The following is a 13566-nucleotide window of genomic DNA, read 5'->3' as shown; positions in this document are numbered from 1 at the left end:
GCGCACCGGAACGGACAATAGCGATCACCAGCGCGAATACCGGTAGTGGGTCTCCTGTTTTGGCGGCACCTTGGCTCAGGCCCGCTGTTTGGTCCGTGACGGTCACTGGAGGATCCCGCGATCACGGAGCCGCCGGATGCGGGGGGATCCGCAGGCCAGCCGGGCCCGTGACGCATCCGCTCACGCGAACGGCCCCGGACGCGGAGTCCGAGGCCGAGCAAGCCGCCTGGGAGAAACCACAGGTCAAGCGAGTCTGCAGAGCCCCCTGTCGGATTCGAACCGACGACCTGCTGTTTACAAGACAGCCGCTCTGGGCCGGACTGAGCTAAGGAGGCATCGCGCACTACAACGCCATGCGCGAAGGGCGGCTCCACTCTACACAGAGCGCGTTCCGCGGAGCCATGACGTTCTCCACTCCCAGGCGAGTTCGCAAACTTTGAGTAACTGATCGTGCACCCGTTCGTTGATCGATCTGACGTGCTGTTGCGAAGATCGGATCACCCGAGGGGGGACATGAGCGAGTCGACGGAGAAGCCGAAGGCGGTGCACGGCCAAGAGGCCGAGCGCATCAACCGCGAGGCCCTGGGCATCGGCGACCGCCGGAAGCATCACGTACGCGCGGCGACGCCGCTCAGGGCCCACGTCGCGCAGCCGGGCACGCATCATCGTCCCCACCGCTTCCGCTTCCACCCGACCGAGGAGCAGGCAGAGCAGTTGCATTGGAGCAAGGTCAAAAGTGCGGTGCTCTGCCTCTTCGAAAGTTTCCGCGAAGTTCACACCCCTTGACCTACTGACAGACCAGTGAATGCCAGGTACCGTCCTGACCCAGTTCGCTCATGTGGACTACACCAACCACCTTCCTACAACGGATCGTCCGGCACGTTCCTGCCGGTAGAAGGGGGCCCATTCACCATGGCCACTGTCTCGTTCGACAAGGCGACCCGGATCTACCCGGGTTCCACCAAGCCCGCCGTCGACGCGCTGGAGATCGACATCGAGGACGGCGAGTTCCTCGTCCTGGTCGGCCCCTCCGGCTGCGGCAAGTCCACCTCGCTCCGCATGCTCGCGGGGCTCGAGGACGTGAACGCCGGCGCCATCCGCATCGGTGACCGCGACGTCACGCACCTGCCGCCGAAGGACCGGGACATCGCCATGGTGTTCCAGAACTACGCGCTCTACCCGCACATGACCGTCGCCGACAACATGGGCTTCGCGCTCAAGATCGCCGGCGTCAACAAGGCGGAGATCCGGCAGAAGGTCGAGGAGGCCGCGAAGATCCTCGACCTGACCGAGTACCTGGACCGCAAGCCGAAGGCGCTCTCCGGTGGTCAGCGCCAGCGTGTCGCGATGGGCCGCGCGATCGTGCGTGAGCCGCAGGTGTTCCTCATGGACGAGCCGCTGTCCAACCTGGACGCCAAGCTCCGTGTGTCGACGCGTACGCAGATCGCGTCGCTGCAGCGCCGTCTCGGCATCACCACCGTCTACGTCACCCACGACCAGGTCGAGGCCATGACGATGGGCGACCGGGTGGCCGTGCTCAAGGACGGTCTGCTCCAGCAGGTCGACTCGCCCAGGAACATGTACGACCGGCCCGCCAACCTCTTCGTCGCCGGCTTCATCGGCTCGCCGGCCATGAACCTGGTCGAGGTGCCGATCACCGACGGCGGTGTGAAGTTCGGCAACAGTGTCGTGCCGGTCAACCGGGACGCGCTGAAGGCCGCCTCCGACAAGGGCGACCGCACGGTCACGGTCGGCGTCCGGCCCGAGCACTTCGACGTCGTCGAGCACGGTGGCGGTGCTGCCGCCGCCTCCCTGTCCAAGGACACCGAGGACGCCCCGGCCGGTCTCGCGGTCTCCGTGAACGTCGTCGAGGAGCTGGGCGCCGACGGTTACGTCTACGGCAGCGCCCAGGTCGGGGACGAGCTCAAGGACCTGGTCGTCCGCGTCAGCGGCCGCGCGGTCCCCGAGAAGGGCGCCACGCTGCACGTCGTGCCGCGTCCGGGCGAGACCCACGTGTTCTCGACCTCCACCGGCGAGCGTCTCTCCGACTGATCTCGCACCGCCCCGCGCAAACCCCCATCCCGGGTGAAATCACCCAGGTTGACGAAGAAGGCCCCGCGACCTGCCGCGGGGCTTTTTTCGTCGCCCGTGAATACCCCGGCAGAAGGGTGTATTTCGACCGGCGTACGTCAACCCCCTACCCAAAAAGTGGCCCTCTCCCATCCCCCGAACCGGTGACTAAATGTCGCCAAATCATTACCGCACGCTACCCTCACACGCGTGAAGCACTCCACCACCCAACAGACGCGAAGCGGCCACCGGGGCCCTGCCCGCCGGATCGGCCGCACCCTCGCCCTCGTCCTGCCCGTCGTCCTGGTGCTCTCGGGGACCCTCGCGGTCACCCGGGTCAACTGGACGGGGAGCCCGGCCAGCTCGGTGCTCACCGCCTCGGACGTCTCCACCAGGGATCTCGGCCGTGCCCCGCAGGACGTGCTGCGCGACCAGCTGGTCACCGAGCTGCAGGACAAGAACCCCGGGCAGGTCCTCACCCACCTCCAGCAGGCCGTCAACGGCCACCCCGCGCTGGCGCGGCACTGCACGTCCATCGCCCGTGCCCTGGGCAAGGCCGCGGTGCGCAGGTACGGCGTCTCGCGCGCGCAGTCGTACGCCCGCCCGGTGTGCGACACCTCCTTCGCCTCTGGCGTGCTGGCCGGACGCGGCTGAGCGGGCCCGCCGGGGCGAATCCCGGTTGGGAAGTTGGTAACGGCTCCATAAGGAGGCGGTCGCGCGCGAAAGTCGTGAGCTGGGCGCACGTACAGTTCGGTCATGACCCATCCGAGCGCCGCGTTGCGCCCCACTCAAGCCGTGGTCCTGGCCGGTGGCCAGGGCTCTCGGCTGCGCCCGTACACCGACGACCGGCCCAAGCCGATGGTCGAGATCCCCGGCACGGGCACTCCGATCATCGGCCACCAGCTGACCTGGCTCGCCGAGGAGGGCGTGACGGACGTGGTGGTCTCCTGCGGCCACCTCGCCGAAGTTCTGCAGAAGTGGCTGGACTCGGCCGATCTGCCGGTGTCCGTCACCACGGTCGTGGAGACCGAGCCCCTCGGCCGCGGTGGCGGCCTGAAGTACGCCGCCGCGCATCTGCCCCGCCCCGACCAGCCCTGGTTCGCCACCAACGGCGACATCTGGACCCGCTTCTCGCTGCGTGACATGGCCGACTTCCACACCGAGCGGGACGCGGTGGCGACCCTGGCGCTGGCCCGGCCGCGCATTCCGTGGGGGGCCGTGCAGACGGACGGCTTCGGGCACATCACGGACTTCATCGAGGCACCGCCGTCCACCTTCGAGATCAACGCGGGTGTGTACGTCTTCTCGTCCGAGTTCGCCGCCCTGCTCCCCGACCGGGGCGACCACGAGCGGACGACGTTCCCGGGGCTGGCGCGTGAGCGGCGGCTGGCCGGGTTCACGATCCCGCAGGGCGCGTACTGGCGGGCGATCGACACGGCCAAGGACCTGACCGAGGCGGCGAAGGAACTGGCGGCGCTCGGACGCTGACGCCGCGTCCGGGCGCCGGTTCGGCCGCCGGACGGGAAAGGGGCCCCGCACCACAGGTGCGGGGCCCCTTTCCGTGGTCGGTGGGCTAGTGCTGTGACCGGAAAGGTTTGCCGAGAAGCTCGCGGCGTCCGGTGCGGTGCATCGCAAGGCGGAGCGTCGCCCGCGTACTGGATGTACTCGGGTGATGCGACAACGCGGCGTGGGGGTACCCCCGGCCGAAGGCTGGGGGAGTGCCGTGCCGGGCGTCGCGAGCCGGTGAACCTTTCCGGTCGCAGCACTAGCCGAGCAGGCCGCCCACGAGGCCCGGCTGGCCGGACGAGGACGAGCCGCCGCCGCTGCCGCCCGTCGAGCCGGTCGGGGCGCCGCCGGTGGGGCCCGCTGTGGTCGGGGACTGGCCGGTGGGGGTGGTGTGGCGGGGCGGGGCCTGGCCCGTGGTGCCCTGGGTCTGGCTCGGGGTGGTGGTCGTACCGGAGGAGTGGGCCGCGCCCGGTGTGGTCGCGGGACCGGAGGGGCCGGCGCTGCCGGTCGTGGCGCCGCCGCGGGGCGGGGTGGAGGCGGCCGGGGTGTGCCGGTGCCGGGTGCCGGGGGTGCCGGGCAGCGGGGTGCCGGGCAGGTTGTTGCGCGGGGCCTCGCCGGGGCCGGGGACGATCACACGGCTGGAGTCGCGGACGGCACCGCCGAGCAGCGAGCCGATCAGGAGGGTGAGGCCGACGGAGACGGCGGTGACGAGGGCGCCGCGGCGCAGCACGTAGCTGCGCAGTTCCCAGATGTCGGAGCGGGGGCCGAGAGTGCGCCAGGCGTTGCCTGCGAGGCGGCCGTCGACGGAGTAGACGGGGGCGCCGGCGATGATCAGCGGGGACCAGGCGGCGAGGTAGATGATGTCGGGGGCGTCGTAGGCGGGGACGGTCTTCCAGCTGACCGTGACGATGAGCGCGGCGGACAGCAGCGCGCCGAAGACGGCGGCGACCCGCTGCCAGCAGCCGAGGACCGTCAGGACGCCGACGACGACCTGCGCGAAGGCGATGACCAGTCCGGAGCCGACGGGGTGCTGGAGGGCGAACTGGCGCAGTGGCTCGGCGACTTCCCACGGGTGCAGGGTGTTGAGCCACTTGACCATGGAGCCGCGCTTGCCGCCGTCGAAGTAGACGGGGTCGCAGAGCTTGCCCATGCCGGCGTAGATGGAGATGAAGCCGAGGAAGACGCGGAGCGGGAGGAGGACCACGCCCAGGTTCATCCGGCGGCCCGGGAAGTAGGCGTGCCGGGCCGGATCGTCGCCGTTGCGCCTGGCCGAGGGGTCGGTGATGACCTCGTCGGGCTCGTCGAAGTCCTCGAACTCCTGGTCGGGGTAGGCGGGTTCGTCGTAGGCGCTGCCGACGGTGCGCATATGGGGCAGGAGCCGGGTCCCGCCGGCGCCGGGGGTGCGCTGGTGTCCCACGAGCGGGGTGTCGGCGGTGTGACCGAGGTCGTCGTAGCCGTCGTCGTAACCGGTGTCGTCGACGCGGGGGATGACCTGGGTGGCGCCAGCCTCGGCGGGTTCGTCGGCGTGGCGGACGCTGCCGCCCCGCACCGCCTGGAGGAGCCGGTGGGCGCCGGTGTCGTCGGGGGCGGACCGGCCGCTCCAGACGACGGGACGGCGGCGGCCGGGGGCCGCCCCCGCCGTGCCGACGACCGGGATGCGGGCGGTGTCCTCGGTGGCGCTCAGGTGACGGGCGATGCGGGGCGACTGGGTCCGCCGTGTCGAGGCGCCCAGCTGCACGCGGAAGCTCGCGTGGCTGACGATGACCTGCGCCGGATCGCTCGGCACCTTCACCATGCTCAGCGCGGGAGCGTCGTCGTATCCCGACGGGCCGTCCCCCGTGGGTGTGCGGGGTGTTCTGGTGTCCACGCTGATGTAACCGAGCGACGTGGTGTTAGGACACTGCCTTGACGCGTCGGATGTGTCCGGACCGCGTCAAGGATGTCCTGGACGCCGGAATTACCCCGCACAGGTGAATGGGCGCACGGCTGTTCAGGAGCGGCGACGGGCCGCCTCGTAGAGGACGATGCCCGCCGCGACACCGGCGTTGAGCGACTCGGCACCGCCCGGCATCGGGATCCGCACCCGGTGGTCGCAGGTTTCGCCGACCAGCCGGGACAGGCCCTTGCCCTCGCTGCCGACGACGATGACGACGGGACCGTCCAGGGCCGCCAGGTCGCCGAGTTCGGCTTCTCCGTCGGCGGCGAGGCCGACGACCGTGATGCCCGCCTTCTTGTACGACTCCAGGGCGCGCGTCAGGTTGGTGGCGCGGGCGACGGGCGTACGGGCGGCCGTACCGGCGGAGGTCTTCCAGGCGCCGGCGGTCATGCCGGCCGCGCGGCGCTCGGGGACGAGGACGCCGTGGCCGCCGAAGGCGGAGACGGAGCGGACGACGGCGCCGAGGTTGCGCGGGTCGGTCACGCCGTCCAGCGCCACGATCAGCGGGTCCTCGCCGTCGTCGTACGCGGCCTGGGCGAGGTCCTCGGGGTGGGCGTACTCGTACGGCGGGACCTGGAGGACCAGACCCTGGTGGTTGAGCCCGTTGGTCATGCGGTCCAGCTCGGGGCGCGGGGCCTCCATGAGGTTGATGCCGCCGCGCTCGGCGGCGAGCTGGAGTGCCTCGCGGACGCGCTCGTCGTTGTCGATGAACTGCTGGACGTAGAGGGTGCTCGCGGGCACGCCCTCGCGCAGCGCCTCGACGACCGGGTTGCGGCCGACGACCAGCTCGCTGGACGACCTGCCGCCGCGGCCGCGGGGCGTGGGACGGCGTACGGCCTGCTTCGCCTTGGCGTTGGCGACGCGGTTCTTCTTGTGGCCCTTGCGCATCTCGGCGGGCGGGGTGGGCCCCTTGCCCTCGAGACCCTTGCGCCGCTGGCCACCACTGCCGACCTGCGCGCCCTTCTTGCCGGACATGCGGCGGTTGTTAGTGGCCATGACCTACCTGTCTTCGTGAAGCGTGCGTGCGTACGTATGCAGTGTGCCGCCCGGAGAGCCGAGCGGCACACTTGATCAAGCGGGCTCAGCGGGGGCCGAGGCTCCAGCGGGGGCCCTGCGGACCGTCCTCGATGGTGAGGCCGGACTGGTTGAGCTGGTCGCGGATGGCGTCCGCGGTGGCCCAGTCCTTTCGGGAACGGGCCGCCTCCCGCTGGTCGAGGACGAGTCGTACCAGGCTGTCGACGACGCCGTGGAGGTCCTCGCCCCGGTCGGCGCTGTCGCCGGCCCACTGGGCGTCGAGCGGGTCGAGGCCGAGGACGCCGAGCATGGCCCGTACCTCGGCGAGGCGGGCGACGGCGGCTTCCTTGTCGTCGGCGGCGAGGGCGGAGTTGCCCTGCCGGACGGTGGTGTGCACGACGGCGAGTGCCTGCGGGACGCCCAGGTCGTCGTCCATGGCCTCGGCGAAGGCGGGCGGGACCTCGGCGGCGGGTTCGACGACTCCCCCGGCCTTCTCCACCACGCGCTGCACGAATCCCTCGATCCGCGCGAACGCCGACTCGGCCTCGCGCAGGGCCTCTTCGCTGTACTCGATCATCGACCGGTAGTGCGGGGTGCCCAGGTAGTAGCGCAGCACGATGGGCCGCCACTGCTTGACCATCTCGGAGACGAGCACCGAGTTGCCCAGCGACTTGGACATCTTGTCGCCGGCCATGGTGACCCAGGCGTTGTGCACCCAGTACTGGGCGAAGTCGTCGCCGTAGGCCTTGGCCTGGGCGATCTCGTTCTCGTGGTGCGGGAAGATGAGGTCGAGGCCGCCGCCGTGGATGTCGAAGGCGGTGCCGAGGTATTTGTGCGCCATGGCCGAGCACTCCAGGTGCCAGCCGGGGCGGCCGGGCCCCCACGGGGTGGGCCAGGTCGGCTCGCCGGGCTTGGCGGCCTTCCACATGGCGAAGTCACGCGGGTCGCGCTTGCCGGTCTCGCCCGTTCCGGAGGGCTGCAGCAGGCTGTCCAGCTCCTGCCGGGACAGTTCCAGGTAGGCGGGGTAGGAGCGCACGTCGAAGTAGACGTTGCCGTCCGCCTCGTAGGCGTGGCCGCGTTCGATGAGGCCCTGCATCATCTCGACCATCTCGGGCACGTGGCCGGTGGCGCGCGGTTCGTACGTCGGCGGCAGGCATCCGAGGGTGCGGTAGCCGTTGTTGAAGGCGCGCTCGTTCTCGTAGCCGATGGACCACCAGGGGCGGCCCTGTTCGGCCGCCTTGGCGATGATCTTGTCGTCGATGTCGGTGACGTTCCGGACGAAGGTCACCTCGTAGCCGCGGTGGGCGAACCAGCGGCGCATGATGTCGAAGTTCAGGCCCGAGCGGATGTGACCGATGTGCGGTGCCGCCTGCACGGTGGCGCCACAGAGGTAGATCGAGACACAACCCGGCGTGAGCGGGGTGAAGTCACGGATCTGCCGGGCGCTGGTGTCGTACAGGCGAATGGTCACCACTCCAGGGTAGTGGGCCGGACATAGTGCATTGCACCGGTCTTACAACATCTGGGCCCGGCCGTCGGGCCGTCGGCCCGGCGCGGCCCGGTGCTTTCGCTTCGGTGCCGTCGGTTCCGTGCCGCCGGCTCGGTGCCGTCAGTTCGGTGCCGTCAGTTCGGTGCCGGGGCGGCCGTTCGCGCGACCAGTGCGGTGGCCACCGCCATCAGTCCCTCGCCGCGGCCGGGGAAGCCGAGGCCGTCGGTGGTGGCGCCGGACACGGACACCGGTGCTCCGGCGGCCGCCGAGAGGATCTTCTGGGCCTCCTCGCGGCGCTTGCCGATCTTCGGCCGGGGGCCGACGACCTGGACGGCGATGTTCCCGATGACGAAGCCGGCCGCGCGCACGATCCGCGCAGCCTCGGTCAGCAGGGTGACCCCGGAGGCGCCGGACCATTCGGGGCGTCCGGTGCCGAAGTGCTGCCCCAGGTCGCCGAGTCCGGCGGCGGAGAAGAGGGCGTTGCAGGCGGCGTGGGCGACGACGTCGGCGTCGGAGTGGCCGGCCAGGCCGGGGCCCTGGTCGTCCCATCTCAGGCCGGCGCACCACAGTTCGCGGCCGTCCTCGAAGGCGTGGATGTCGGTGCCGATGCCGACCTGCGGGAGCAGCGGTTCAGAAGCCATCGTTCAGCCTCCGGCGGGCCAGGACGGCCTCGGCGAGGACCAGGTCCAGGGGGCGGGTGACCTTGAAGGCCTCCTCGTGACCGAGGACGGCCACGACGGTGAGGCCGAGCCGCTCGACCATGCCGGCGTCGTCGGTGACGTCGTCGGTGACCGTCTCGTGCGCGCGGACGAGGGTGGCGCGGTCGAAACCCTGGGGGGTCTGGACGGCGCGCAGCCGGGCGCGCTCGGGGGTGGACACGACCGGCTCGGGGTCGCCGGGCGTGGTGGCGGGCTCGACCTCCTTGACGGTGTCGGCGAGCGGCAGCGCGGGGACCACGGCGGGGGCGCCGTCGCGTACGGCCTCGATGACGGCGTCGACCGTGTCCACGGGGACGAGGGGGCGGGCGGCGTCGTGGACGAGGACGACGCCGTACTCGGGCGGGAGGGCGTCGAGGCCGAGCTTGACCGACTCCTGGCGGCTGTCCCCGCCGGGGACGACCAGGAAGTCGGTGCTCCCCCGGCCGCCGCCGGGTGTGCCGCCGGGCAGCGCGTACGCGTCGAGCAGGGACTTGACCTCGGCGGCGCCGTCGGGCGGGGCGACGACGATCACCAGGGAGACCGCGCGGGACGCGGCGAGCGCGCGGACCGCGTGGATGAGCATGGGTGTGCCGCTCAGCGCGCGGAGCGCCTTGGGGGCGCCCGGACCGAGGCGTACGCCCCGGCCGGCGGCCGGAATCACGGCGGCGACGGGCGTCGGCGCGAGCGAAGGGCGCGAATCGTCAGACATCGGTTCCTGTCAGGTTTGTGTGCTCGGCCTATCTGGGTATGGCCTGGGAAGTGCCGGGCGCGACGCCTTGACCGGACCCTTCCGTGACCCTGGTCGAGCCTGCTGCCCGGGCCCGGCACGCCAAGTATCGGGCCTCATGCCAGATCCGGGAACGAACATGCCGCAGCGCCCGGCGACAGGTGAGTGTCATCGGGCACCGCGGCATTTCAGTGTGCTGCCTGCGTGCTGAGAGCAGAGGGTGTGGCCTGCCGACCGCGCGTCAGGACGCGAGGACCTCGTCGAGCAGGGCCTCGGCCTTGTCCTCGTTCGTGTTCTCCGCGAGCGCCAGCTCGCTCACCAGAATCTGGCGGGCCTTGGCGAGCATGCGCTTCTCACCGGCGGAGAGTCCACGCTCGCGCTCACGACGCCACAGGTCACGCACTACTTCCGCGACCTTGATGACATCGCCGGAGGCGAGCTTCTCCAGGTTTGCCTTGTATCGACGCGACCAGTTCGTGGGCTCCTCGGCGTACGGCGCGCGCAGCACCTCGAAGACCCGGTCCAGCCCGTCCTGACCGACCACATCACGTACGCCGACGAACTCCGCATTGTCCGCTGGCACACGTACCGTCAGGTCACCCTGGGCGACCTTCAGCACCAAGTAGGTCTTGTCCACGCCTTTGATCTGGCGAGTTTCGATGGCCTCGATCAGCGCGGCCCCGTGATGGGGATAGACCACGGTGTCGCCAACCTTGAACGTCATGTGACAGGTACCCCTTCCGTGGCTATCCAGGGTAACACGGAAACTGCGGGTTCTGAATGGCGTTTTCGCAGGTCAGGGCATATCTCGGGGCTTGACAACAGCGACAGGAACGTGCTTCGGAAGGTCGGCGGAAGCAGGTATTCGCAGGTCGGAGCGGCTCTCCGGGCAGGGTGAAACGCGCCCGTCACGTACCGTCGGAGGCTCTTCCAAGTGGCCGAACATCCCGATTTGTCCAGTTCCAGGTGTGCGACTTCCGCTACTCCGTTCGGTGGGCGGAGTCGGGTCCGCGCCGTTTCCGGAATTGATCACGAGCGTCCGACTGAGCGGTACGTGATCAATTCCGGGGTGCCCGCGCATTCCTTCACGGAAATTTTGCGGGCGGTCTTGCGGGCGGTCTTGCGGCCTCGTTATGTGAATGGCGTACGAGCGCCGGCCAATGTGACCCGGGAGTCACTCGTGAGTGCCGGGGTACCCCCTGCAGGAGGGAAGCCCGGCGCTTGGGGGAGGGTCGGGTGCGGCGCCTCGGGAACGGCTCGGTAACCTGAGCGCGCTGACAGACACTTAGGGCGGCTTTATAAGGAGGTCGCCCCTGCGTTCAAGGAGTTGCCGCCGCCGTGAGCAGCAGCCTTCGACGCGGCGCCCTCGCCGCCTCCGCCATCGCCTTCTCGATCGCCTCGCTCGCCGCCTGCGGCGCCGGAAACGACTCCCAGACGCTGCAGATCAAGCCGGACAACGCGGCGATCACGGCCGGGACCATCAAGATCCAGAACGCGGTCGTCATCACCCAGCCCGACCTGCAGTCGAACGGTCCGGCCGTGATCTCCGCCACCCTGTTCAACTCCGGCAAGACCGACGAGACCCTCCAGTCGATCACCGTCGACGCCACCGGCAAGAGCGCCCAGCTGACGGCGGCCAAGGGCGGCAGCCTCACCGTCCCGGCCCACGGCTCGCTGGTGCTCGGCGGCCGGAACAACGCCTCCGCGGTGCTCTCCAGCAGCCGCGACGCGGTCCAGGACGGCAACGCGCAGAAGATCACCTTCACCCTCAGCCAGACCGGTGCGGTGAGCCTGCGCGCCTTCGTCGTCCCGGCCGAGAGCTACTTCACCAAGTGGGGCCCGAGCGAGATCCCGTCGCCCTCCGCCTCCGCCTCCGTGTCGGCCTCCGGCGTCCCGGGCGCCAAGCCGTCGCACGCCCCGAAGAAGCCGGGGAAGGGCTCCACGGCCTCCGCCACGGCGACCGCGCCCACCGGCACGGCCGCGACCCCGAGCGACTCCGCGTCGCAGTCGGCGGCGGGCCGCTGACCCGGCGGCCCGGACTGTCGTACTCACGCGTCGGTCTCACGCGTCGGTCTCACGCACGGTGAAGGGCGGCACCCCGGCCGGGGTGCCGCCCTTCACCGGCGCTCGCTCGCGGCCTACGGCTCGAACTTGTAGCCGAGCCCCCGCACCGTCACCAGGTAGCGCGGGGCGCCCGGGTCCGGCTCGATCTTGGCGCGCAGCCGCTTGACGTGGACGTCGAGGGTCTTGGTGTCGCCCACGTAGTCGGCGCCCCAGACCCGGTCGATGAGCTGCATACGGGTCAGGACCCGGCCGGCGTTGCGCAGCAGCATCTCCAGCAGGTCGAACTCCTTGAGGGGAAGGTCGACCTTGGAGCCGGACACCGTCACCACGTGACGGTCGACGTCCATGCGGACCGGACCCGCCTCCAGCGCCGCCGGGGTGACCTCCTCCGGCTCGCCGCGCCGGCGCAGCACGGCCCGGATGCGGGCGACCAGCTCACGCGAGGAGAAGGGCTTGGTGACGTAGTCGTCCGCCCCTATCTCCAGGCCGACGACCTTGTCGATCTCGCTGTCCTTGGCGGTGACCATGATCACGGGGACGTTGGACCGGCCGCGCAGCTGACGGCAGACCTCCGTGCCGGGCAGGCCCGGCAGCATCAGGTCGAGCAGGACGAGGTCGGCGCCGTTGCGCTCGAACTCGTCGAGGCCGTCGGGCCCGGTGGCCGCGACGGCGACCTCGAAGCCCTCCTTGCGGAGCATGTAGGACAGGGCGTCGGAGAAGGACTCCTCGTCCTCGACGACGAGCACTCGGGTCACGGAAGGACCTCCGGGGCGGGAAGCGGTTCGTACGGGGATGACTCGGTGGGACGCCCGGCCTCTTCGTCGAGGTCGGGGTGCTGCTGGGCGCGGTCGCGGGCCGCACCCGCCTCCGGCAGCCGCAGAGTGAAGGTGGAGCCCTGGCCTTCGGCGCTCCACACCGTGACCTCCCCGCCGTGCGAGGCGGCCACGTGCTTGACGATGGCGAGACCGAGGCCGGTGCCGCCGGTGGCCCGGGAACGGGCCGGGTCGACGCGGTAGAAGCGCTCGAAGACGCGCTCCTTGTCCTTTTCCGAGATGCCGATGCCCTGGTCGGTGACGGCCAGCTCGATCAGGTCGCCGCCCGGCGCGCCGACCCGGCGGGCGGCTATGCCGACGCGGGTGCGGGCGGGGCTGTAGTTCACGGCGTTCTCGACCAGGTTGCCGAGGGCGGCGGCGAGCTGTCCGCGGTTGCCCCAGACGTGCAGGTCGGCGGTGCCGCCCGCCCGTCGCCCGCCACCACCCTGATCGGGCCCTTCGGGCGCCCATACGTTCGAGGCCATGGTGATCTGCTTGGCGCCCGCCTGGTGCCGGCAGCGGTCGATGGCCTCGGCCACCAGCTCGTCCACCCGGACGGGTTCGGCGTCCTCCAGCGGGTCGTCGTTCTGCACCCGCGAGAGGTCGATCAGCTCCTGGACCAGATTGGTCAGCCGGGTCGCCTCGATCTGCATACGGCCGGCGAAGCGCTCTACGGCCTCGGGGTCGTCGGAGGCGTCCATGACGGCCTCGGAGAGCAGGGAGAGCGCGCCGACCGGTGTCTTCAGCTCATGGCTGACGTTCGCGACGAAGTCACGTCGTACGGCCTCGATGCGGCGGGCCTCGGTGAGGTCCTCGACGAGGAGCAGCACGAGCCGGGAGCCGAGCGGCGCCACGCGCGCGGACACGGCGAGGGCCTCCCCGCGTCCGGTGCCTCTCCTCGGCAGGTCCAGCTCGACCTGCCGTATCTCCCCGTCCCGTCTGGTGTCGCGGGCCATCTGCAGCATGGGTTCGACGGAGAGCTTGCCGCCCCGCACCAGCCCGAGGGCGTAGGCGGCGGAGCTGGCCTTGACGACGGCGTCGGCCTCGTCGAGGACGACGGCGGAGGAGCGCAGCACCGAGAGGACGGTGTCGACGCCGGGCGGGAGTACGGGATCGGTATGCAAGGAAGTCCTGGTCGGTCGCTTCTGGTCGCGTTCGCTCCAGCGGAACGCCAGCATGGCGATGACACCGGTGAGCACCCCGGCGATCGCTGCCGCTGCGGCGACCGCCGCGTTCACGTCCATGCGTCC

At 70.7% G+C, this 13566-nt stretch carries 13 protein-coding genes and 1 tRNA gene; 5 read left to right on the top strand and 9 right to left on the bottom strand.

All coding sequences use genetic code 11. The annotated features are described in order from the left end of the window. Positions 1–259: 259 nt before the first annotated feature. A tRNA-Thr gene (locus tag ACFYMM_RS19525) sits at positions 260–335 on the bottom strand. A 178-nt stretch (positions 336–513) separates the two neighbouring features. Between ACFYMM_RS19525 and ACFYMM_RS19520 the strand changes: the two genes are divergently transcribed. From ACFYMM_RS19520 to ACFYMM_RS19505, 4 genes are all read left to right on the top strand, one after another. Further along, on the top strand, positions 514–786 hold the full coding sequence (locus tag ACFYMM_RS19520) for a hypothetical protein (protein WP_388388068.1): 273 nt from the start codon (positions 514–516) through the stop codon (positions 784–786). Positions 787–912: 126 nt separating this feature from the next. Further along, entirely contained in the window at positions 913–2052 is a 1140-nt protein-coding gene (locus ACFYMM_RS19515) for an ABC transporter ATP-binding protein (RefSeq protein ID WP_388388065.1), read from the top strand. 228 nt (positions 2053–2280) lie between these two features. Further along, positions 2281–2724, top strand: coding sequence for a hypothetical protein (locus ACFYMM_RS19510; RefSeq protein ID WP_388388063.1), 444 nt, complete (start codon positions 2281–2283; stop codon positions 2722–2724). A gap of 102 nt (positions 2725–2826) precedes the next feature. After that, positions 2827–3558 (top strand): NDP-sugar synthase, encoded by a 732-nt coding sequence (locus tag ACFYMM_RS19505; protein WP_388388061.1) that lies wholly within the window; start codon positions 2827–2829, stop codon positions 3556–3558. Between the two features lie 277 nt (positions 3559–3835). Here ACFYMM_RS19505 and ACFYMM_RS19500 read toward each other — a convergent pair whose 3' ends face one another. The 6 genes from ACFYMM_RS19500 to ACFYMM_RS19475 all read right to left on the bottom strand — a co-directional run bounded on the left by ACFYMM_RS19500 (position 3836) and on the right by ACFYMM_RS19475 (position 10164). After that, positions 3836–5443 carry a DoxX family membrane protein gene (locus ACFYMM_RS19500; protein ID WP_388388058.1) on the bottom strand — a complete coding sequence of 536 codons (1608 nt, stop codon included), beginning with the start codon at positions 5441–5443 and terminating at the stop codon, positions 3836–3838. A 123-nt stretch (positions 5444–5566) separates the two neighbouring features. After that, entirely contained in the window at positions 5567–6508 is a 942-nt protein-coding gene (gene rlmB / locus ACFYMM_RS19495) for a 23S rRNA (guanosine(2251)-2'-O)-methyltransferase RlmB (RefSeq protein ID WP_388388056.1), read from the bottom strand. 85 nt (positions 6509–6593) lie between these two features. Further along, positions 6594–7997 carry a cysteine--tRNA ligase gene (gene cysS / locus ACFYMM_RS19490; protein WP_388388055.1) on the bottom strand — a complete coding sequence of 468 codons (1404 nt, stop codon included), beginning with the start codon at positions 7995–7997 and terminating at the stop codon, positions 6594–6596. 152 nt (positions 7998–8149) lie between these two features. Next, complete coding sequence (gene ispF / locus ACFYMM_RS19485; RefSeq protein WP_388388053.1) at positions 8150–8656, bottom strand: 2-C-methyl-D-erythritol 2,4-cyclodiphosphate synthase; 507 nt, start codon at positions 8654–8656, stop codon at positions 8150–8152. Next, complete coding sequence (ispD, locus tag ACFYMM_RS19480) at positions 8646–9422, bottom strand: 2-C-methyl-D-erythritol 4-phosphate cytidylyltransferase (protein WP_388388051.1); 777 nt, start codon at positions 9420–9422, stop codon at positions 8646–8648. The genes ispF and ispD overlap by 11 nt, the downstream gene beginning before the upstream one ends. Before the next feature lie 259 nt (positions 9423–9681). Continuing rightward, a complete protein-coding gene (locus tag ACFYMM_RS19475; RefSeq protein WP_003953493.1) occupies positions 9682–10164 on the bottom strand; it encodes a CarD family transcriptional regulator in 483 nt (160 codons plus the stop codon). A gap of 614 nt (positions 10165–10778) precedes the next feature. Between ACFYMM_RS19475 and ACFYMM_RS19470 the strand changes: the two genes are divergently transcribed. Beyond that, entirely contained in the window at positions 10779–11465 is a 687-nt protein-coding gene (locus tag ACFYMM_RS19470; RefSeq protein WP_388388049.1) for a DUF461 domain-containing protein, read from the top strand. A 113-nt stretch (positions 11466–11578) separates the two neighbouring features. Here ACFYMM_RS19470 and ACFYMM_RS19465 read toward each other — a convergent pair whose 3' ends face one another. Both ACFYMM_RS19465 and ACFYMM_RS19460 read right to left on the bottom strand, forming a co-directional pair. Next, complete coding sequence (locus tag ACFYMM_RS19465) at positions 11579–12259, bottom strand: response regulator transcription factor (RefSeq protein WP_010358452.1); 681 nt, start codon at positions 12257–12259, stop codon at positions 11579–11581. Continuing rightward, positions 12256–13560, bottom strand: a complete 1305-nt coding sequence (locus ACFYMM_RS19460; protein ID WP_388388047.1) for a sensor histidine kinase — start codon at positions 13558–13560, stop codon at positions 12256–12258. The genes ACFYMM_RS19465 and ACFYMM_RS19460 overlap by 4 nt, the downstream gene beginning before the upstream one ends. Between the last annotated feature and the right edge of the window lie 6 nt (positions 13561–13566).

Origin of the sequence: Streptomyces sp. NPDC006739, assembly GCF_042869815.1 — a bacterium.
Taxonomy (GTDB): Bacteria; Actinomycetota; Actinomycetes; order Streptomycetales; family Streptomycetaceae; genus Streptomyces.
Note: the sequence above shows the minus strand (reverse complement) of the source record. Positions and strands in the feature narration are given on the sequence as shown.

Excerpts from the sequence above, each read along its gene's own strand:
- ispD (WP_388388051.1), bottom strand. The coding sequence starts at position 9,422 with ATGTCTGACGATTCGCGCCCTTCGCTCGCGCCGACGCCCGTCGCCGCC.
- ispF (WP_388388053.1), bottom strand. The coding sequence starts at position 8,656 with ATGGCTTCTGAACCGCTGCTCCCGCAGGTCGGCATCGGCACCGACATC.
- ACFYMM_RS19505 (WP_388388061.1), top strand. The coding sequence starts at position 2,827 with ATGACCCATCCGAGCGCCGCGTTGCGCCCCACTCAAGCCGTGGTCCTG.
- ACFYMM_RS19475 (WP_003953493.1), bottom strand. The coding sequence starts at position 10,164 with ATGACGTTCAAGGTTGGCGACACCGTGGTCTATCCCCATCACGGGGCC.
- ACFYMM_RS19520 (WP_388388068.1), top strand. The coding sequence starts at position 514 with ATGAGCGAGTCGACGGAGAAGCCGAAGGCGGTGCACGGCCAAGAGGCC.
- ACFYMM_RS19460 (WP_388388047.1), bottom strand. The coding sequence starts at position 13,560 with ATGGACGTGAACGCGGCGGTCGCCGCAGCGGCAGCGATCGCCGGGGTG.
- rlmB (WP_388388056.1), bottom strand. The coding sequence starts at position 6,508 with ATGGCCACTAACAACCGCCGCATGTCCGGCAAGAAGGGCGCGCAGGTC.
- ACFYMM_RS19515 (WP_388388065.1), top strand. The coding sequence starts at position 913 with ATGGCCACTGTCTCGTTCGACAAGGCGACCCGGATCTACCCGGGTTCC.